The 17728-nt window shown below is 53.5% G+C and carries 24 protein-coding genes and 1 pseudogene; 14 read left to right on the forward strand and 11 right to left on the reverse strand.

All coding sequences use genetic code 11. The annotated features are described in order from the left end of the window. From MVK46_RS00885 to MVK46_RS00900, 4 genes and pseudogenes are all read left to right on the forward strand, one after another. Positions 1-244: pseudogene (locus MVK46_RS00885) on the forward strand (hypothetical protein); the annotation flags it as partial. A gap of 25 nt (positions 245-269) precedes the next feature. Beyond that, a complete protein-coding gene (locus tag MVK46_RS00890; protein WP_297534550.1) occupies positions 270-1091 on the forward strand; it encodes a MarR family transcriptional regulator in 822 nt (273 codons plus the stop codon). Between the two features lie 121 nt (positions 1092-1212). Next, positions 1213-2304, forward strand: a complete 1092-nt coding sequence (locus MVK46_RS00895; RefSeq protein ID WP_297534552.1) for a hypothetical protein — start codon at positions 1213-1215, stop codon at positions 2302-2304. A gap of 54 nt (positions 2305-2358) precedes the next feature. Further along, a complete protein-coding gene (locus MVK46_RS00900; protein ID WP_297534554.1) occupies positions 2359-3276 on the forward strand; it encodes a MarR family transcriptional regulator in 918 nt (305 codons plus the stop codon). Positions 3277-3412: 136 nt separating this feature from the next. On the opposite strand, the gene metG is transcribed toward MVK46_RS00900, so the two are convergent. Beyond that, positions 3413-5632 (reverse strand): methionine--tRNA ligase, encoded by a 2220-nt coding sequence (metG, locus tag MVK46_RS00905; protein WP_297534556.1) that lies wholly within the window; start codon positions 5630-5632, stop codon positions 3413-3415. 166 nt (positions 5633-5798) lie between these two features. Between metG and MVK46_RS00910 the strand changes: the two genes are divergently transcribed. The 4 genes from MVK46_RS00910 (at position 5799) to MVK46_RS00925 (ending at position 7709) form a co-directional block, all read left to right on the forward strand. Next, positions 5799-6146 (forward strand): 6-carboxytetrahydropterin synthase, encoded by a 348-nt coding sequence (locus MVK46_RS00910; RefSeq protein ID WP_297534557.1) that lies wholly within the window; start codon positions 5799-5801, stop codon positions 6144-6146. 47 nt (positions 6147-6193) lie between these two features. Next, the gene (locus MVK46_RS00915; protein ID WP_297534558.1) at positions 6194-6376 is read left to right on the forward strand and encodes a hypothetical protein; all 183 of its coding nucleotides are present in this window, start codon (positions 6194-6196) and stop codon (positions 6374-6376) included. Further along, complete coding sequence (locus tag MVK46_RS00920) at positions 6373-6831, forward strand: PIN domain-containing protein (RefSeq protein ID WP_297534559.1); 459 nt, start codon at positions 6373-6375, stop codon at positions 6829-6831. The genes MVK46_RS00915 and MVK46_RS00920 overlap by 4 nt, the downstream gene beginning before the upstream one ends. A 194-nt stretch (positions 6832-7025) precedes the next feature. Then, positions 7026-7709, forward strand: a complete 684-nt coding sequence (locus MVK46_RS00925; RefSeq protein ID WP_297534561.1) for a hypothetical protein — start codon at positions 7026-7028, stop codon at positions 7707-7709. Between the two features lie 2 nt (positions 7710-7711). On the opposite strand, the gene MVK46_RS00930 is transcribed toward MVK46_RS00925, so the two are convergent. Then, a complete protein-coding gene (locus MVK46_RS00930; protein ID WP_297534562.1) occupies positions 7712-8185 on the reverse strand; it encodes a DUF192 domain-containing protein in 474 nt (157 codons plus the stop codon). 93 nt (positions 8186-8278) lie between these two features. Here MVK46_RS00930 and pfdA point away from each other — a divergent pair, with 93 nt between their 5' ends. Next, complete coding sequence (pfdA, locus tag MVK46_RS00935; RefSeq protein ID WP_297534564.1) at positions 8279-8713, forward strand: prefoldin subunit alpha; 435 nt, start codon at positions 8279-8281, stop codon at positions 8711-8713. Between the two features lie 37 nt (positions 8714-8750). Continuing rightward, positions 8751-9041 carry a prefoldin subunit gene (locus MVK46_RS00940; protein WP_297534566.1) on the forward strand — a complete coding sequence of 97 codons (291 nt, stop codon included), beginning with the start codon at positions 8751-8753 and terminating at the stop codon, positions 9039-9041. Here MVK46_RS00940 and MVK46_RS00945 read toward each other — a convergent pair. The 8 genes from MVK46_RS00945 to MVK46_RS00980 all read right to left on the reverse strand — a co-directional run bounded on the left by MVK46_RS00945 (position 9031) and on the right by MVK46_RS00980 (position 15517). Continuing rightward, complete coding sequence (locus MVK46_RS00945) at positions 9031-9582, reverse strand: 2-oxoacid:ferredoxin oxidoreductase subunit gamma (protein ID WP_297534569.1); 552 nt, start codon at positions 9580-9582, stop codon at positions 9031-9033. The genes MVK46_RS00940 and MVK46_RS00945 overlap by 11 nt on opposite strands. Then, positions 9579-10424, reverse strand: a complete 846-nt coding sequence (locus MVK46_RS00950; protein ID WP_297534579.1) for a 2-oxoacid:ferredoxin oxidoreductase subunit beta — start codon at positions 10422-10424, stop codon at positions 9579-9581. The genes MVK46_RS00945 and MVK46_RS00950 overlap by 4 nt, the downstream gene beginning before the upstream one ends. Next, positions 10424-11572 (reverse strand): 2-oxoacid:acceptor oxidoreductase subunit alpha, encoded by a 1149-nt coding sequence (locus MVK46_RS00955; RefSeq protein WP_297534571.1) that lies wholly within the window; start codon positions 11570-11572, stop codon positions 10424-10426. Before MVK46_RS00955 ends, MVK46_RS00950 begins: the two co-directional genes overlap by 1 nt. Beyond that, positions 11569-12081: a 2-oxoacid:ferredoxin oxidoreductase subunit gamma gene (locus MVK46_RS00960; RefSeq protein WP_297534572.1), complete on the reverse strand. Its 513-nt coding sequence runs from the start codon at positions 12079-12081 to the stop codon at positions 11569-11571. Before MVK46_RS00960 ends, MVK46_RS00955 begins: the two co-directional genes overlap by 4 nt. A 3-nt stretch (positions 12082-12084) precedes the next feature. Further along, positions 12085-12939 (reverse strand): 2-oxoacid:ferredoxin oxidoreductase subunit beta, encoded by an 855-nt coding sequence (locus MVK46_RS00965; protein WP_297534580.1) that lies wholly within the window; start codon positions 12937-12939, stop codon positions 12085-12087. Further along, entirely contained in the window at positions 12936-14126 is a 1191-nt protein-coding gene (locus MVK46_RS00970) for a 2-oxoacid:acceptor oxidoreductase subunit alpha (protein ID WP_297534581.1), read from the reverse strand. Before MVK46_RS00970 ends, MVK46_RS00965 begins: the two co-directional genes overlap by 4 nt. A 2-nt stretch (positions 14127-14128) precedes the next feature. After that, positions 14129-14398, reverse strand: a complete 270-nt coding sequence (locus MVK46_RS00975) for a 2-oxoglutarate ferredoxin oxidoreductase subunit delta (protein ID WP_297534573.1) — start codon at positions 14396-14398, stop codon at positions 14129-14131. Between the two features lie 144 nt (positions 14399-14542). Beyond that, positions 14543-15517, reverse strand: coding sequence for an archaeosine biosynthesis radical SAM protein RaSEA (locus MVK46_RS00980; protein WP_297534574.1), 975 nt, complete (start codon positions 15515-15517; stop codon positions 14543-14545). Between the two features lie 96 nt (positions 15518-15613). On the opposite strand from MVK46_RS00980, the gene MVK46_RS00985 reads away from it, so the two are divergent. From MVK46_RS00985 to MVK46_RS01000, 4 genes are all read left to right on the forward strand, one after another. Continuing rightward, entirely contained in the window at positions 15614-15832 is a 219-nt protein-coding gene (locus MVK46_RS00985; protein WP_014121917.1) for an AbrB family transcriptional regulator, read from the forward strand. Beyond that, positions 15829-16245 (forward strand): type II toxin-antitoxin system VapC family toxin, encoded by a 417-nt coding sequence (locus tag MVK46_RS00990; protein ID WP_297534576.1) that lies wholly within the window; start codon positions 15829-15831, stop codon positions 16243-16245. The genes MVK46_RS00985 and MVK46_RS00990 overlap by 4 nt, the downstream gene beginning before the upstream one ends. Beyond that, the gene (gene surE / locus MVK46_RS00995) at positions 16242-17015 is read left to right on the forward strand and encodes a 5'/3'-nucleotidase SurE (protein ID WP_297534577.1); all 774 of its coding nucleotides are present in this window, start codon (positions 16242-16244) and stop codon (positions 17013-17015) included. Before MVK46_RS00990 ends, surE begins: the two co-directional genes overlap by 4 nt. 78 nt (positions 17016-17093) lie before the next feature. Further along, on the forward strand, positions 17094-17549 hold the full coding sequence (locus MVK46_RS01000; RefSeq protein ID WP_297534578.1) for a hypothetical protein: 456 nt from the start codon (positions 17094-17096) through the stop codon (positions 17547-17549). Between the two features lie 91 nt (positions 17550-17640). Here MVK46_RS01000 and MVK46_RS10550 read toward each other — a convergent pair. Then, the coding region (locus MVK46_RS10550) for a hypothetical protein (RefSeq protein WP_367182620.1) at positions 17641-17728 on the reverse strand (88 nt) is incomplete at its 5' end.

Here is a 17728-nt window from a genome sequence, read left to right on the forward strand (position 1 = left end):
GAACGCGAAATCAATAAGAGAGCTTCACGAGAGAATAGTGAAGGACAGAAAGGCCCTCGTTGAACTCAAAAACAGAGGGGTTGATGTGTCCGGGGCTTGGGTGTTGCTCAACGTTGCAACTGATGAATTCAAGCTCGGACTCCGGTGCCTCTGGGAAGGAAGGCCGAAGGAAGCGAAGGTTCACTTCCTTGAGTCGGCGCTCCTAGTTAAGCGCGTTGATGAGTTCATTAAAACTCACTCCTGAGTTTTTTATTTTTGGAGGTGGAGGAATGAAAAAGGCCGTGATACCAGCGCTCTTCCTCCTGCTGACGCTTACGCTCTCCCCCGTCCTCGCCCAGGAAGCCGTAAAGCTGGAGGTTTACGAGGACGGCTACGTTAAGGTTGAGGTTTCAGTTGTTCCGCCCAACGGCTCCGCCCCGGTCGTTGTTCCGCTCTGCTGTGAGCATGTCCAGGACTTGCAGGTTGAAGACCCCAGTGGGAATCCCCTCGCCTTCGATGTTGTGAACGGCTCCCTTTTCATAGAGCCGGACAACGCTTCAGTTATTGTAATCTCATACTATACACCGGATTTGACATCAAAACGGGGAATCCTCTGGAGTTTGAACTTCTCCAGTGCCGTTCCGTTTACGGTCGTTCTGCCCAAGGGTTCCATAGTGGTTGACCTGAGTGCGATACCCCTCAGGATAAACGGGACGTCCATAACCCTGCCTCCCGGGAATCAGAGTATTTCCTACGTTATTCAAAATCCCCCAAGGGAGCGACAGAACGGAAGCTTTCCCTACATTGTAGGCGCCCTTATAGCGGGTGGAATTGCTGGTGCGTCCGTGCTCCTCTGGAGGGGTAGAAAAAAGAGGATTCCGACGAGGGATGAATTCATCGACAGGCTTTCGGAACTGGACCTCAGAGATGAAGAGAGAATGGTTCTGATGTATCTCTACGACAGGGGCGGCAGGGCTTCCCAGGCCGAGGTAAGGGATTCCCTCGGGATTCCTAAAACTACCGCGTGGAGGATGTTCAAGCGCCTCGAGGAGAGGGGACTGCTCAGAATAATACGGGGACGGAAGGAGTACTGGCTTGAACTTAAGTTTTAGGGAAAAGGTTATATCATCCCTCCGATTGAAATCGAAAGGAACGATGAGAAACGTTATCTCCCCCGAGTCCCACCCGCTTCCCTAATAACCCTTTGAGGAGAAATAGTGTATGGTGAAAGTGATGGGCGGGTATCGATACGCGGTCTTCACAATAGTGGCTCTGCTCCTCCTCGCGCTCGTTCCTTACTCATCCGCAACCACTTCGGGTAGCGGGTCAAATCAGGAGCGCCTCAATCAACAGAACGTCTCGCAGACCAAGGCACTGGAACTCCTCAAGCTCCTCGACAGGCTGGCGAACTATACGGCCACGAGAATATCAAACGAAACCCCCCAGGAAATCCTCAGCCTCTACAATCAGGCCCTTGACCTTAAGAACCGGGCCTGGGGATTGTACGAAAACGGGAGCTACGATAAGGCCGTTCAGGTTGCCCTCGTTTCGATGCATCTCTACAGGGACGTCCTATCCGCCCTCAAGCCCTCATCTGTCAACCAGACGAATCAGACCGATTTTGAGCTTCGGCAGAGGGCTTACGTTGAGATAGGCATAACCCAGCAGGTTCTCGATTACGCGCGCAGCGTTATGGAAGAGCTTGAAATGGAGGGTGTAAACGCGACTGGTCTGAAGGAGACCTACATGGAAACCCTCAACGTTCTCAATGCCGTCAGGGATGACCTTAAGGCCGGGAACTATGCGGCGCTGAACAGGGACCTTGAGAGGCTCGTTTCTCTGAGGGAAAGATTGAACGAGGAGATAGACGTTTCAATGAAGCTCATGGTTAGCAGAGAGAGCAAGAAGCTCGTTGAAAAGCAGCTTAGGGCTTTGGGAATACTGATGAAGCACCTCTCTCGCCTCAACACGAGCAACTCGTCTATACTGGAGCAGGTTGAGATGCTCGAGAGCATGGAGCTTCAGCTGCAGCAGGCTCTGGAGGAGAACAACACCCAAATGGCGCTTGAGCTTCTGAAGTCCCTCAGGGTTGAGGTTGAGAAAACGGTTCACATAATGGAAAAGGGCAGGGGCCGTGAAGAGCACCGCGGCAAGAAGAGGGAGGAGAGAACTTCACCCAGCGAGAACTCAACGTCAGCCCTGACGAACACAACTGCGACCCACGAAACAAACGGTCAGGCAGAGAATCAAACGTCAACCTCATCATCGAGCATGTCCTCGAACCAGACTCGTTCCCCAGGGGGGAGAAAGGACAACCACAGGTAGCGCCCTTATTTTTTTAAACTGTTTTCTGAATTATAATCGGGGGTAGCGGGTTCGATGAAAAAATTTTTGGCCGTTGTAATCTCTGCACTCCTCTTCGTGCCCCTGGTCAGCGGGCAGGGCAGGTTTAAATCAATTGACATAGTCGTTTACAGCGCCGGGTACGTGAAGGTCACGGAGGTCTTCGTGCCCTCCAACTTAACGGTGATGGTTGAGGTACCCCTTCTAACCTCCGATGTCGCCGGGTTGATAGTCACGAGTCAGAACGACACCCCGTTGCCCTTTGAAAAGAACGGCTCCAGGATAGACGTTTACCTGACCGAGAACGTTACGGAGATAAAGGTTGTGTACTTCACGGCGTCACTGACGTCGAAGCAGGGGGATGTGTGGACGCTGAAGTTCAGTTCCCCGATACCTGTTACGATTCATTTTCCCAGGGGGGCCATTATAGTTGACCTGAGCGATGTTCCGCTTTCCATAACGGGCAACACCATAACGATGCCCCCCGGAAACCAGACCGTTTCCTACACACTGCCCCTGCCGACCACCTCAACGACCTCCACAACCTCGACGTCGGCCAAACCTCAGCCGTCAACCCAAAGCACTTCCCCGACAACCTCCTCCAGAACGCCGGAAAGGTCGAACGGCTATCTCTATGCACTTCTCATAGTCCCCCTTGTTGGAGCCGTTGGTGCTTACTACCTCAGGGGGAGGTTCAGGAAGCCCGGAAGGACGCTCCCGGTCGGAAGGGAGGAATACGAAAAGGGCCTCGACGCCTACAATTTGAACGACGATGAGAAGAGGGCACTGCTGTACATTTACGATTCAGGCGGAAAGGCCAAGCAGGCCGACGTCAGGAAGGCCCTCGGAATTCCGAAGACGACCGCCTGGAGAATGTTCAAGCGCCTCGAGGAGAAGGGCCTCGTGCGGGTTTACAAGAGGGGGAAGGAGAACTGGGTGGAGCTGGTGTTTTAGCGGTGTGCCAGCTTCTCTGAAATCTCCTGAAAAGTCACCGAGCGAGTATAATACCCGCGCCATAACTTTTGTCGCTGACCTTCAGAAGCACAATGCCGTTTGAAGAGTAAAAGAGCACAAACAAAAGGGGAAAAGCTCACCTAATCCTCGCGCCGAGCTTTACCTCCTTGTCGGGCATCAGCAAAGCCACGTTCTCGCCGTCGTCAGCGGCCAGAAGCATTCCCTGGCTCTCTATTCCTCTGAGCTTCTTGGGCTCGAGGTTCGCTATGATGACGACGGTCTTGTTGAGCAGCTCTTCGGGCTTGTAGTACTTCTTAAGGCCAGCCACCAGCTGTCTGACCCCGTCGCCCAAATCAACCTTGACCACGTAGAGCCTGTCGGCGTTCGGGTGGTCCTTGACCTCGATTATCTTTCCAACGCGGAGGTCGAGCTTCGCGAAGTCGTCAAAGCTGACGTAGTCCATCTTTCCACCCTCCTTTTTCTTCACCTTCTCCTTCTTCGAGGCCTTTCCGGGCGTTTCGGACTTAACCTCGAGTTCCTCACCATAGATGCTCTTAAGTATTGCGAAAGCTTCCTCTCTGTTCTTGAAGCGCTCCAGGGCGACCTTTACGACGTCGTCCCGCTTGTAGTACTTGTCGAGTAGCACCCTCGCGCTCTCCGGGTTTCCTCTGGCGATGTAGTTGAGTATGAAGTAGATTATGTCCTCGTCGGTGACCTTCCTGAACATCGGAGTTGCTTTCCTGACGCGATGACCGGCCGGAATCTCGGTGAACTCCCAGCGCTTCAGCTCCTCGAGGTTGAGCAGGTGCCATATCTTCTCGCTGGCATCAGGTAAGAACGGCTCGAGGAGGATTCCAAGGGCTTTGACAATCTGGAGCGAGACGTTTACGGTGGTGGCCGTCCTCTCGCGGTCGGTCTTTGCCGTCTTCCAGGGCCTCTGGTGGTCGAAGTAGCGGTTGCCGAAGATGGCCAGCTCCATGACACGCTTAAGCGCGTCCTTGAAGCGGTAGCTCATTATAAGCTCTCCAACCTCCTCGAAGGCCTTCTGGATTTCCTCGAAGGCCTGTTTGTCCAGCTCGTTGAGCTCGCCCCTCTCAGGCACGATTCCGTCGAAGTAGCGGTTCACGAAGGTTAAAGCCCTGTGAACGAAGTTGCCGAGGTTGTTCACCAGCTCCTCGTTTATCTTCACCTTGAAGTCGGCGAAGCTGAAGTCGCTGTCGCGAGTTTCAGGCATTATCGCGGTGAGATAATACCTCAGGTAGTCGGCCGGGAATGCATCTAGGAACTCGTGAACCCATATTGCCCAGTTCCTGCTCGTTGAGAACTTTTTGCCTTCCAGATTGAGGTACTCATTAGCGGGGATGTCGTATGGGAGGTTCCACTCGGCCTCGACTTCCTCGTCTTTGTACTTGCCGTAGGCCATCAGGAAGGCCGGCCAGAATATCGCGTGGAAGGGTATGTTGTCCTTGCCGATGAAGTGTATAACTCTGGTCTCGCCGTCGAGGTTGAGCCAGAACTTCTTCCACTCCTTCTCCTTTCCGGCGCGCTTGAGGGCCTCGATTGTGATTGAGATGTAGCCGATGGGAGCTTCAAACCAAACGTAAAGGACCTTGCCTTTCATATCTTCGTCGTCGAGAGGAACCGGGATTCCCCAGTCGAGGTCGCGCGTTATTGCCCTCTCCTCGAGCCCCTCGTTAATCCACCCCAAAACGGTGTTCTTGACGTTGGGCTTCCAGTGCTGGCTCTCAACCCACTTCTTGAGCCTCTCCTCGAAGTCCCCCATTTTGATGTAGTAGTGAGCCGAGTCCCTGAAGGTTATCGGGTTGCCACAGATATTACAGCGCGGGTTAATGAGGATTTCCGGCGTTAAAGGCCTTCCGCAGACCTCACACTGGTCGCCACGCTGGTTTTCGGCGCCGCAGTAGGGGCAGGTTCCGATGACGTAGCGGTCCGGGAGAAACATCTTGTCGTGCTCGCAGTAGGCCTGCTTGGTGACCTTCTTGACGAGGTGGCCGTTTTCGAGGGCTTTTAGGAAGAATTCCTGGCTTATCCTGTAGTGCACCGGTAGCTCTGTTCTCCCGAAGTAGTCGAAGCTGATTTTAGCCCTCTCGAAGGTCGTCTTTATGTGCTCGTGGAACTCGTCGACGATTTCCCTTGGGCTTCTGCCCTCCTTGAGCGCGCGGAAGGTTATCGGAGTTCCGTGCTCATCTGTACCGCAGATGAAGAGCACTTCCTCGCCCTTCAGTCTGAGGTAGCGGACGAATATATCGGCCGGCAGATACGCTCCCGCCAGGTGGCCCGCGTGAATCGGCCCGTTCGCGTAAGGGAGTGCCGAGGTTACCATGTAGCGCACCATTTCAACCACCGTTGGCCGTTGTTCCCGGCGCTTATAAGACCTGCGGGTTTTAAACATTACGGTAGGTTATGAACAGCTCTAAAAATTATGTATGATTTTGCATAAACTTTGGCCTGAGCACCAAAGCCCTTATCAACGCAGTGGGCAACTATCACCGGTGGGTGGAATGAAGGCGCGGGTCGTTGAAAGGTTCAAGTTTGAGGCGGCGCACGCGGTTCTGCTCAACGGACACATGGAAGAGGTTCACGGCCACACTTTTCGGCTTGAAATTGCCGTTGAGGGACCGCTGAAGAACGGCTACGTTATGGATTTCGTTGAGTTGCGGAGTATCGTTGAGGAGGTACTTGGACGGCTCAACCACAGAAACCTGAACTCGCTCTTTGAAAACCCAACTACCGAAAACGTTGCCTTGTGGATTGCGGAGCAGGTTAATGCGAAGCTCCCCAATGGAGTTTCATTGAAAAGGCTGGTTCTTTGGGAGGGAGATGAGAACGGAGTCGAGCTGGAGTTTTGAGAAATGTTTTTTAGAGTTTGCACTGTAACCACTTTGTGGTGAGTGGAATGGAAAAAGTTGCGAATAATCCAAATTCAACCCTTAGGGAGAAACTTTTACGTGAACTTCTGGCTGAGGAGGAGTTTAGGATAATGGTGAAAGAAGCCAAAAAAACCGCCCGTATCGGAATGTTCGGGAAAGGCAAGGCCGAGGACTTTTTTAAGGCAAAGATTGAGATGTATGAACAGTGATTTTCATTGACTCAAGCGTTCTCTACAACGCACTTGTTGTAACAGAACTCACGGGGTATTCAGCTAAGGTATTCGAGCTGAACGAACCTAAGATAACTTCCGAAATCGTTATTGATGAGGTATGGTTTGCACTCCTTAAAAGGGACGTTGGTTCTCCTTGGAAGATTAAGAAGGAGCTTAGGGGTAATGATGAATTTAGAAACACGGCAGTTAAGTACCTAAGTGGAATACTTGGCTTTCTTAGCGCTCAGAACGTTGTAGTTGTAGATGATTCCTCGAATTGGGCAAAGATTGCCTATTATGTTGGAGAATTTGGTCTAATGCCCCATGATGCCAGAATTCTTGCTACTGCCCTGGAGCACGGGTGTGATAAGCTCGCGACCCTCGACGAAGACTTTGAAACGGTAAAGGACATCATCAGGCTCGTCCCAGATGAATTCTGGGGGAAGGGTTAAATCTCCCCACCGCGAAGATGAGCGGGGAAAGCTCATGATCGTGTACGCCACAAGACATAAGGGAAATGCAAAGTGGGAAAGGGGGTTCCTGAACGAGTTCTTCAGCACAAGTGAGAAAACTGCAAAGATATGGCGACAACTCATAGAGTACATCCACCCGGAAGGAGATAAAGCACTGGAAAAATACAGGGACTTTGAGAGAGAGGGGATTCGGGGCGTCGAAAGGCGCTGCGGAACCCATAGTTGGCCACGATCTTGCAGAAGCCACAAAACTATCCCTCTGGCTCAAAATATTCGGGGAGGCCGCAGCAAGCATTCTGGGCACAACTCCACACAAAGTGTTTACAGTTATTCAACTCGAAGATGTGCCCGATCACTTTACTCAATGGCAGCACCACAGCGAAGATCCGGTTGGAGCCAATTGGAGTTTTATTCGTGACGCACTAAAAAACAGCAAATACACTGAGAAATACATTGGTAGAAAAATAACCGACGAAGAACTAAAGAAATTAGAGGAAGTCGCGAAGGTCATTGCAAAATTCGTTGATGCGTGGGGCCCAGATAACATAAATCACGCACAGATTTGGCTAGAACGCGGCTCAAACATGGACGATCTTGAAGAGTTCATCAAGAAATATGCCAAAGATCCAGAAAAAACATTCCAATACTTGGAAGAACTGCGACAGGTTATGCACAAATACATAAAGCCAAAGGGACTAAGGTCGCCACTGAGGGTGGAAGGAGCAAGTGGAAGTTGGGATGACATTCTCGCCGAGATGCGAGAACTCAAAAGAGAGCAGGCGGAGCTGAGGCGCGAGATAGAGGAGGTGAAAAGACTCCTTGAGGATATTGTTTCTCTGTTAAAGTCCCCCAGATAACGCTACTTTGATTTCGCCTTCACTTCCTTAACGCTCTCCGTCAGCGCAACGCCGTTTCTTCCATTGTCGAATGAAACCTTCCCGGGGAACGAAACTTTTACCGGAACGCTCTTTTTCTTTTGTTCACTGATGTGCCAGCTTATGATGTCGCCTTTTTCAACTTCAAGAGTTTTAACAAGCCCCACAGGCCCTTCAATGATGTATTTGGCCGGCCTTTCCGGGGCGTAGAGCCTCCACTTCCCCGCGGTTTTGAAGTCAACGACGCGCCTAGTTGAGTCGAGCCAGATTACGTCGATGTCGCTCAGCATGAAGAAGGTGTGAATAGAGGCGTTAACCCTGCTCTCAACTGGAAGGACGAAGACGAGGGCGTAGTTTACGTTGCCCACGAGCATCAGCCCTCTGAAGCGCTTGAAGAATGTATCGGCAAGCTCAACGCGCCCGTGCCACGTCTTCCCTTTGGTCTCGTTGATTATCATGTTTGGCCATTGGGAAGGGAAAGTTAATAAGCCTGCCGCCGAAAAACTTTTAAATACAAAAGGTAACTAAAATATGGAAAAGGGAAGGAGGTGATGGGAATGGCTGAGGAGAAGAAGGTTAGGACCCTTGAGCAGATTCAGGACGAAATCAGGAGCTACCTCGGCGAGATTGAGTACCTCAGGAGCCAGATTGGTGCAATCGACGCTACCATCGCCGACCTCAGGATAGTTGATGCCACCCTCGCCTACATAAAGGAGAAGGGTAAGGGCAAGGCCATCTACATCCCGCTCGGAAGCGGCGTGGCCATAAAGGGCAAGATTGAAGACCCGGACGACGTTATCATGGACGTCGGCGCTGGAATACTCGTCGGAGCCACAATCGACGAGGCAAGGGAGAACATCGAGAAGAGAATTAACGCCCTCATGAACCTCCGCCTGGCCCTGCTGAGGAAGATTGAGGAGGACACCAGGAAGGTCAACGAGCTCCTCAAGGAGCTTCAGGAAATGCAGCCCGAAAAGAAGGAGTGACCTCTCCTCGGCCATTCTTTTTTAAGGAGGTGATAGCTTGGAGGCAGTAAAGGCCTATGAGCTTGAGCTTGAACTCAGACAGATTAGAGAACTGAGGAAGGCCTTTGAACTTAAGATGAAGGAGCTTGAGTATGCTGAGAGTGTCATAACTGCGGCCAAGTCCGAGAGGAAAATATACAGGGCGTTCTCGGACCTGCTTGTTGAGGTTACCAAGGATGAGGCCATCGAGCACATCGAGAGAACCCGCCTCGTTTACAAGAGGGAGATAGAGAAGCTGAAGAATAAGGAAAAGGAGATTATGGAAAAGCTCGCAAAGCTCAGGACTTAAGGTTCTCCGCTATTTCAAAACCTTTTCTGAGGGCTTTGAGGTTTATCTCCTCCGTTCCATGAGGAACGGCATCGCGAACGGCCTTTTCTATCGAGTCCCTGCTGACTATTCCCGTCACGCCGACGAGGATTCCCAGGGTCAGAATGTTCATCGTCAGGCTTAGCCCGGTGGTTTCTTCCGCTATTTCAGTTAGGGGGAGTGCTATAACGTTGAGCTTCTTCTCGAACTCCAAATCCCTGTGTGGAACGAGGTCCTTCTCGACTATTACGGTGGCGCCTTCCTTCACCGTGTGGAGGTACTTGCTGTAGGCTTCCTGCGAGAAGAAGACGGCGTAGTCGGGGTGAAGCGTCTTGGGGTAATCAATCGGCTCGTCGCTTATAACAACCTCGGCCCTGCTCGCACCACCCCTGGACTCCGGGCCGTAGCTTTGAGTTTGAACCGCGTGGAGTCCCTCGTAAACGGCGGCAGCCCTTCCAAGGATTACGCTCGCCAAAATGACTCCCTGGCCGCCAAACCCGCTGAAGAGAACCTCCTTCCTCATTGCTCCCACCCCATCATTCTCTTCGCCCTCTTTATGTACTCCTGATACTCCCTAACTAGACCGGGCCTGTCCCTGTCCACGAACTCTCCGATGACTATTTTGCCCTCTAGCTCCTCCGGCGGCATCTTCTTAGCTTTGGCGAGCGGGACGGTTATCTTCTGGTACCAGCGGATTAGCTCTGGTGCAGTCTTCATTCTGTTCCTCCTTCCGAAGCTTACCGGGCAAGGCGAGAGGAACTCCACCAGGGTGAAGCCTTCCTTGCTGAGGGCCTTCTTTATGCTGTTTATCCCTTGGAGGTAGTTGAACACCGTCCACCTCGCCACGTAGTTGGCTCCCGCCGCCACGGCCAGGCCGGCTATGTCAAAGGGGTTCTCGAACTGGCCGTAGGGAGCGGTCGTTCCGCGCAGGCCCTTCAGCGTCGTTGGAGCGACCTGTCCGCCCGTCATTCCGTACGTGAAGTTGTTGATGAGGATTACCGTTACGTCGAGGTTCCTACGGATTGCGTGGATGAAGTGGTTCCCGCCTATGGCGGCAGTGTCGCCGTCTCCCATGAAGGCTATTATCTTCAGGTTGGGATTCGTGAGCTTTATGCCGGTGGCGAAGGCCAAAGCCCTTCCATGCGTTGTGTGGAGGCCGTCGAAGTTGACGAAGCCCGGAACGCGGGAGGAACAGCCTATTCCGCTCACCCAGACAATCTCGTCCTGGTTGAGGCCGAGGTCGTCTATGGCCCTTAGTGTGAACTGGAGAACGCTACCGATTCCACAGCCCGGACAGAAGATAGTGGGCAACATGTCCTTTCTCAGGTACTTGTCGCGGATTTCGTAAGCGGACTTCAGGTACATCATCCCACCACCCTTTCGACTATCTCCATCGGCGTGTGCACCTCACCGCCTATCTTGGCTATCAGCTCGACCTCCGCCTTTCCGTTGGCGCCTTCTTTGACCAGGTGGTAGAGCTGTCCGAGGTTCATCTCCGGCACGTATATCTTTCTCACCCGCTCTGCCAGCTCCTCGATGTAGTCGAAGTCGAAGGGCCATATCGTGTTGAGCTTGAGGAGGCCTGCCTTGACGCCTTTTTCTCTGAGCATCTTAACTGCCCTCACCGCAGAGCGCGAAACTATTCCGGTAGTGACTATCGCGATTTCTGCGTCTTCGAGCATGAACTCATCGTAGCTGATTATCTCGTCCTTGTGGTCGAGTATCTTCCTGAAAATCCTCTTTATGAGCCTCTCGTGGACTTCTCTCTCAACGGTCCTCGGCCTCCCGCGCTCGTCGTGCGTGAGACCCGTAACGTAGGTTCTGTAACCCTTCCCGAAAATCGGCATCGGTGGGACGCCGTCTCCGTGCGGGTCGCCGAAGGGGAGCTTGGCTTCCTCCTCATTCTGGGGAAGCTTTCTCTCAATGAGCTCAATCTCCTCCGGTTTCGGAATGTAAACGCGCTCGCGCATGTGGGCTATCTCGGCATCGGTGAGCAGAACGACCGGCGTCCTGTACTTTTCAGCCAAGTTGAAGGCCCTAATCGTGAAGTCAAAGGCTTCCTGAACGGTTGACGGGGAGAGAACTATCAGCATGTGGTCGCCGTGCGTTCCCCAGATTGACTGCATTATGTCGCCCTGAGCCGGTAAAGTCGGCTGGCCCGTTGAAGGCCCGCCGCGCTGGACGTCAACGACAACAATCGGAGTTTCCGTCATCACGGCGTAGCCGAGGTTTTCCTGCATCAGCGAGAAGCCCGGACCGCTCGTTGCAGTCATCGCCTTCGCTCCCGCCCAGGAAGCACCTATTATCGCCGCTATGCTCGCTATCTCGTCCTCCATCTGTATGCTAACTCCATCGACGAGGGGCATGTAGAGGGCCATCGCCTCGAATATCTCGCTCGCGGGAGTTATCGGGTAGCCGGCGTAGAACCTGCAACCGGCCAGTATGGCTGCCCTCGCTATGGCCTCATCGCCCTGAATGAAGTCGGACTTGCCGACCGGAAACGGGTACCTCATTTTAATCCCTCCTCATAACCGGCCCTGAAGGCCTTGATGTTTATCTCCTCGGTTCCCTTCGGAACGCGCCTTCTAATCGCTTCCTCAACGCTCTCCTTCTTCACGACATTGGTTTTCGCAACAAGGTAGCCGAGCGCGACCATGTTTACAGTTAGAGCGAGTCCGGTTGTCTCTTCGGCGATTCTGGTGAAGGGCGCGCCGACGTAGTCCCTATCGGGCTTTACAAGGTCGGTCTCGATGATTAAAAGCCCGTCCTCCTTCAGCGAGTCCTTGACGGTGTCGTAGCCGAGCTGGTGAAGCGCGACGAGGACGTCCGCCTTCGTGACCATCACGTCGTAAATCGGCTCCTTCGAGATGATGACGTCCGCTATGGAGTGACCTCCCCTGCTCGCGGAGCTGTAGTCCTGGGTCTGAAGGACGTTCAAACCCTCAATCGCGGCGGCCTCGCCGAGGATTACTCCAGCCAAAACGACTCCCTGACCGCCGATTCCGGCGAGCCTAATCTGCATTCCTCACACCTCCTTAAGGCCGAAGTGCTCCTGAACCTCGTCAATCAGCTTGTTGAGTTCGCTCACGAACTCCGGTCTCTGCCTGTTGACGAACTCACCGATGACGAACTTGCCCTCAAGTTCCTCCGGCGGCATCTTCTTAGCCTTGCTTATCGGAACGCTGTTCTTCAGGAACCAGCGGAGCATCTCTGCCGGCTCTTTCATCTTGTTCCTTCTTCCGAACTGGACGGGACACTGCGAGATAACCTCAACGAGGGAGAAGCCCTTAACCTGCAAAGCCTTCTTGATGCTCTCGATGAGCTGATAAACGTGAGCTGTGGTCCATCTCGCCACGTAGCTCGCTCCAGCGGCCGCTATCGTCTCGGAAATCTGGAGCGGGTGCTCGATGTTCCTGTAGGGGGTCGTCGTTGTTATCGCGCCGAAGGGCGTCGTCGGGGCGACCTGTCCGCCGGTCATCCCGTAGATGAAGTTGTTGACGAGAATCACAGTTATGTCGATGTTCCTCCTCGCGGCGTGGAGCAGGTGATTTCCGCCTATACTAGCTAAATCACCGTCACCGCTTATGACGACGACCTTCTTGTCCGGTAAACCGACCTTAACTCCCGTCGCGAAGGCTATCGCCCTTCCGTGCGTCGTGTGGAGGGTATCTGCCAGAAAGTAGGGCGAGGCTATCCAGGCGGAACAGCCTATTCCGCTCACGACAACCAAATCCCTCGGGTCAATCTTGAGCTGGTCAACCGCGTTGGCGAAGGCGTTCAGAACCGTTCCGCCGCCGCAACCGGGACATAGAGCGGTTGGCAGGGCCTCCTTGCGGAGGTATTTAATCATTGGATACTTGGAATAAATCTCGGGCATCAGGCAACACCCCTTATCTCGCGCAGGATTTCCTCAACGGTCAGGGGAACGCCACCAATCTTGTTAACGCCCTTGAGCAGGACGTCGTCGTTGACAAACCTCTGAACCTCGAGAATCATCTGGCCTAGGTTCATCTCCGGAACGAGTACCGCCCTAACGCGCTTTCCAAGCTCCCTCATTCTCTCTCCGGGGAACGGGTGAACAGTTTTCGGCACGAAGAGGCCGACCTTTATCCCTTCCCTCCTCGCCTTCAGAACGGCTCCGAGGGCGGGTCTTGCCGTTACTCCCCAGCTGACGACGAGTATCTCGGCATCGTCTGTAAAGTGCTCCTCGTACTTCTCGTAAACGTGCCTGTTCTGTTCAATCTTCCTGTGGATTCTCCTCACGAGTCTGTCGTGAACCTCGGGCGTGTAAACATCGCGCAGGCCGTTCTCCTTGTGGGTTGAACCTGTCACGTGGGTGAAGTAGCCGTGGCCGAAGAGGGGCATCGGCGGTACTCCATCTCCGTGCGGGTCGCCGAAGGGGAGCTTCGCTTCCTCCTCGTTCTGGGGAAGCTTGCGGTAGGTTATCTTCACCTCATCAACGTCGGGAATCTTCACCAGCTCGCGCGTGTGGGCAAGTATTCCGTCGAAGAGGAACACCACCGGAGTTCTGAGCCTCTCGGCGATGTTGAATGCCCTGATGATTTCCCAGAAAGCATCTTGCCCGCTCGTTGGAGAGACTGCAACAATCGGGTGGTCGCCGTGCGTTCCCCATCTGGCCTGGAAGAAGTCACCCTGCGCCCCCTTCGTGGCCTGGCCCGTTGAAGGCCCGCTCCTCTGGACGTCAACCAGAACGAGCGGGGTCTCGGTCATTACTGCGTAGCCAAGGTTTTCCTGCATCAGCGAGAAGCCCGGACCGGCGGTTGCCGTCATGACCTTGAAGCCCGTCCAGGAGGCACCTATCATGGCCGCTATGCTTCCTATCTCATCCTCCATCTGGAGGTAGTAGCCACCGAGCTTCGGAAGCTCCCTCGCCATCGTCTCCGCTATCTCGCTCGACGGGGTTATCGGGTAGCCCGCGTAGAAGCGACAGCCCGCAAATAGAGCACCGTAAGCTACGGCCTCGTTGCCCTGCATGAAGTAGTTGCCGGGCTTGTAGAGCTTCCGGAGGAGTTTAATCTGCTCCGGCTCGTCACCGCGGATTATCATGGTCACCACCTTACCGCGATGGCGAAGTCGGGGCAGAGAAGCTCACAGAGCTTGCACTTGACACACTTCTCCGCGTGAATCGGGACTGGATAGTGGACACCCTTCTCGCTCAGCTCCTTGCTCCACTCGAAGACCTTCCTCGGGCACATCTCGACACAAATTCCACAGCCCTTGCAGAGAAATGTATCAACGTCAATCTCAACGATTCCTTCCGCCTTTCCGACGACAAGATAGCCGTTTTTTTCGACAACAGTGTTCGTGTTCTCGGCCATCGGAACCACCTCTCGACGTGGCCTTTTACGTTTGTCAACATTTAAAGCTTTCGCGGGGGGACATTGATGTCCAGAAAAGGTTCATTCGAGGGCAAACGTGCATCGGGATAAAAGTTTTGGAGAAGGCAGGGGGCTTTCGAAGAATCACCATGTAACCAGCTGCCAGTCGAGTAAACCGTTCTCGACGATGTAGCTCCACCGCTCCCTGCACTCCGGCTTGAGGTTTTCGATGTGTTTCAAATCCTGCGTTGCCGAGAACTTCTTAATGGCTCTGCCGATAACGCGGTCGTAGTCGGTCAGACAGTTGTGGGGTCCGCGCTTTGAACCCGCTCCCACGGGGTCGCTCAGGATTCTCTTGTCCGGGAACTTTTTCTTCGCCCAGATTAAGACCTCGACCGCGCTCCAGAGCCACGGCGGGCGGTACTCGTTCTTCTCCCACAGCCTCTCGTAGAGCGTCCCCTTCTGAATGTCAGTGATGTTTATCGAGAAGGTATCAGTGTAGGGCTCGGCCTTGATTATGCTCTCCTTGACGTCCTCTATTGCCGTTCTTTCGCTCAGGAAAATCGGCTTCAGCAGGAGGTAAGTCTTGACTTTCGCTCCGGCTTTTCTCGTTATTTCCGAGGCCCTTACGAAGTCCTCGAAGGTGTTGCCCTTGTTTATCGAGACGTCGGCGACGTCGTCGTTGGCTGTCTCCAGCCCTATAGCAACCTCGAAGTGCTTATCCGGAACTATCTCGGCCAGCTCTTTAACCGCGTCGTAGCGAACCAGCTCGCTCCTGCTCTCGATGACGATTTCCTCAACGTTCTCCATCTCCGCCAGAAGCTCGAAGATTTTTCTTCTCGTTTCAGGTTTGAGCTCGCCGTTGTCGAGGAAAGAGCCTGATGTGAACATTCTGACCGCTAAAGGACCTTTCTTACCCCTGATTTTCTCCAGCGCTTCCCTCACGTAGTCGACTATCGCTTCCTGGCTCCACTTCACCTTCGGCGCGGCAGTTGGATAGGCGCACATGTAGCAGGCCTTTCCTATTCTGAAGCGGTAGCAACCTATCGTGGGCAGGATTATGAAGAGCGCCGTTCCCGGTTTGCCAGCGACGTTGTCCTCGCTCGTCCAGTAGGTCATGCTCTCACCTGAGGGGCGTTGGGACAGGGGTTTTTAAAGGTGAGCCATGTCAAAACGTATTTAAGGGTGGTAATAAAATCAAAAAATGGTGAGGATATGGAAGTAATGGTAAAACGCCTCGACTCCCAAGGCAGACTTCTCATTCCCCGTGAGATTAGGGAGAAGCTTGGCGACGAAGTCATAATAGTTGACCTTGGGGATAGGGTGGAGCTCCTTCCGAGGAAAAGGGTGGACCTGAAGAAGTTCTTCGACAGCGTTGAGATTGATGAGCTGAAGGAGTGGGAGGAGCTCAAGAAGGAGCTGTGGATGGAATGAGGTTTATTGATGCCAACGTCTTCATATACGCGTTTCTAAGGCCGAAGAGGGAGCCTCCGGAGAACGTTAAGGAAATCAAGGAGCGGGCCAAGGCGATACTCACGAGGGTGAGCGATGGCGAGCGTGTTGTAACTACGGTCGTCCACCTGAGCGAGGTTGCCAACGTCCTCGAGAGCAGGGGAGGAAAGAAGAAGGCCGTTGAGGTCGTTCTGGCGGTTTTAACGAGTGAGAACATTGAAGTTCTTCCGGTTTCTCCCGGCGACTACTTGAAGGCCTCCCTCATAGCTGAGGAGAAAAACCTCGGCGTGAACGACGCTTTGGCCTACGTTAAGATGAAAGAGCTTGACATAGAGGAAATTTACACGTTCGATAGGGACTTTGAAAAGCTCGATGTCAGGGTGGTGAACGAATGAGAATCCTCCTCACCAACGACGACGGAATTTACTCCAACGGCCTGCGCGCCGCTGTGAAAGCCCTGAGTGAGCTCGGCAAGGTTTACGTCGTTGCTCCGCTCTTCCAGAGGAGTGCGAGCGGCAGGGCCATGACGCTCCACAGGCCGATAAGGGCCAAGCGCGTTGACATCCCCAAAGCGAAAGTAGCTTACGGAATAGACGGGACTCCAACGGATTGCGTGATTTTCGCTTTGGCTCGCTTCGGCGGCTTCGATTTAGCGGTCAGCGGGATTAACCTCGGTGAGAACCTCAGCACGGAGATAACCGTCTCCGGGACAGCTTCAGCGGCGATAGAGGCATCAACTCACGGGATTCCGAGCATAGCGATTAGCCTCGAGGTGGAGTGGAAGAAAACGCTTGGCGAGGGTGAAGGGGTTGACTTCTCGGTCTCGGCGCACTTCCTCAGGAGAATAGCCGGTGCAGTCCTTGAGAGGGGCCTTCCCGAGGGCGTTGACATGCTCAACGTCAACGTTCCGAGCGACGCGACGGAGGAAACGGAGATAGCAATCACCCGCTTAGCCAGAAAGCGATACTCCCCGACAGTCGAGGAAAGGATTGACCCGAAGGGCAACCCCTACTACTGGATTGTTGGCAAACTTGTCCAAGACTTTGAGCCGGGAACCGATGCCTACGCCCTGAAGGTCGAGAGGAAGGTCAGCGTCACGCCGATAAACATTGACATGACGGCGAGGGTGGATTTTGGGGAGTTGGCGAAGGCCCTAGACGTTTAATTCTAGTCAATTTTTTTGGCGAAACCCTTATCTTGAGGATCACTATAAGTTGTAGTTAATTTTTGTGGAGGTGAAACGGTGAGGTCCTCCAAACTTCATCATTGGCTTGTGCTCGCCTTGGCAACGGCATGGGAGTTCCTTCTCCTCTACAATATGACTTGGCTGTGGAACTACTACATCGAAAGCGGGAGGGTTTACATTCGGGACGGAATCCCCTCCTGTTGGTTCTGGTATTCTCCATCGCTTCCCTTCGTCCTCCTTCCGGCGATTGTTCTCCTTGTCATTTACGTTCGCTTCAAAGAACCTCGGCTTAAGAAATCGGGCCTCGCCATTGGGTTACCCGCTCTGTCAGTGGTCCTCGTCTCCCTCTTAAATCCAAAAGGCTCATTCCCCGTCCTACTCGCAATCTCCGCTGGTGTTGGTGCCATATTGGGAAAAGGTAGGGGAGAAAAGGCGTTGCTTTTCCTCGAAGGTTTTTTGCCGGGGTTTGTCGTGTTTATGATAATACTCGGTGGACTTGCGGTCAGTTGCTGATGGGGAAGAAGTTTAAACACGCTGGCATGAGAACGGGCTATATGTAGTGGTTCGCATGGGGCTGGGCGTCAAAGTATGAGAAAAAAAGAGCTCACTCCTCCCCGAAAATCCTGTCCACGAACCACTTCTCGTCGAAGGGCTTTAAGTCGTCGTAGCCCTGGCCAACGCCGACGAAGAGT

This window comes from Thermococcus sp. (assembly GCF_027066465.1).
Lineage (GTDB): Archaea > Methanobacteriota_B > Thermococci > Thermococcales > Thermococcaceae > Thermococcus.

Bases quoted from the DNA above. Each gene is read 5' to 3' on its own strand.
- MVK46_RS00915 (WP_297534558.1), top strand. From the start codon at position 6,194: ATGGAAAAAGTTGCGAATAATCCAAATTCAACCCTTAGGGAGAAACTT.
- MVK46_RS00960 (WP_297534572.1), bottom strand. From the start codon at position 12,081: ATGCAGATTAGGCTCGCCGGAATCGGCGGTCAGGGAGTCGTTTTGGCT.
- MVK46_RS00975 (WP_297534573.1), bottom strand. From the start codon at position 14,398: ATGGCCGAGAACACGAACACTGTTGTCGAAAAAAACGGCTATCTTGTC.
- MVK46_RS00990 (WP_297534576.1), top strand. From the start codon at position 15,829: ATGAGGTTTATTGATGCCAACGTCTTCATATACGCGTTTCTAAGGCCG.
- MVK46_RS00985 (WP_014121917.1), top strand. From the start codon at position 15,614: ATGGAAGTAATGGTAAAACGCCTCGACTCCCAAGGCAGACTTCTCATT.
- MVK46_RS00895 (WP_297534552.1), top strand. From the start codon at position 1,213: ATGGGCGGGTATCGATACGCGGTCTTCACAATAGTGGCTCTGCTCCTC.
- MVK46_RS00955 (WP_297534571.1), bottom strand. From the start codon at position 11,572: ATGAGGTACCCGTTTCCGGTCGGCAAGTCCGACTTCATTCAGGGCGAT.
- pfdA (WP_297534564.1), top strand. From the start codon at position 8,279: ATGGGAATGGCTGAGGAGAAGAAGGTTAGGACCCTTGAGCAGATTCAG.
- MVK46_RS00900 (WP_297534554.1), top strand. From the start codon at position 2,359: ATGAAAAAATTTTTGGCCGTTGTAATCTCTGCACTCCTCTTCGTGCCC.
- MVK46_RS00945 (WP_297534569.1), bottom strand. From the start codon at position 9,582: ATGAGGAAGGAGGTTCTCTTCAGCGGGTTTGGCGGCCAGGGAGTCATT.
- MVK46_RS00930 (WP_297534562.1), bottom strand. From the start codon at position 8,185: ATGATAATCAACGAGACCAAAGGGAAGACGTGGCACGGGCGCGTTGAG.
- MVK46_RS00890 (WP_297534550.1), top strand. From the start codon at position 270: ATGAAAAAGGCCGTGATACCAGCGCTCTTCCTCCTGCTGACGCTTACG.
- surE (WP_297534577.1), top strand. From the start codon at position 16,242: ATGAGAATCCTCCTCACCAACGACGACGGAATTTACTCCAACGGCCTG.
- MVK46_RS00910 (WP_297534557.1), top strand. From the start codon at position 5,799: ATGAAGGCGCGGGTCGTTGAAAGGTTCAAGTTTGAGGCGGCGCACGCG.
- MVK46_RS00970 (WP_297534581.1), bottom strand. From the start codon at position 14,126: ATGATAATCCGCGGTGACGAGCCGGAGCAGATTAAACTCCTCCGGAAG.
- metG (WP_297534556.1), bottom strand. From the start codon at position 5,632: ATGGTGCGCTACATGGTAACCTCGGCACTCCCTTACGCGAACGGGCCG.
- MVK46_RS00980 (WP_297534574.1), bottom strand. From the start codon at position 15,517: ATGACCTACTGGACGAGCGAGGACAACGTCGCTGGCAAACCGGGAACG.
- MVK46_RS00950 (WP_297534579.1), bottom strand. From the start codon at position 10,424: ATGTACCTGAAGTCCGCTTACGAAATCCGCGACAAGTACCTGAGAAAG.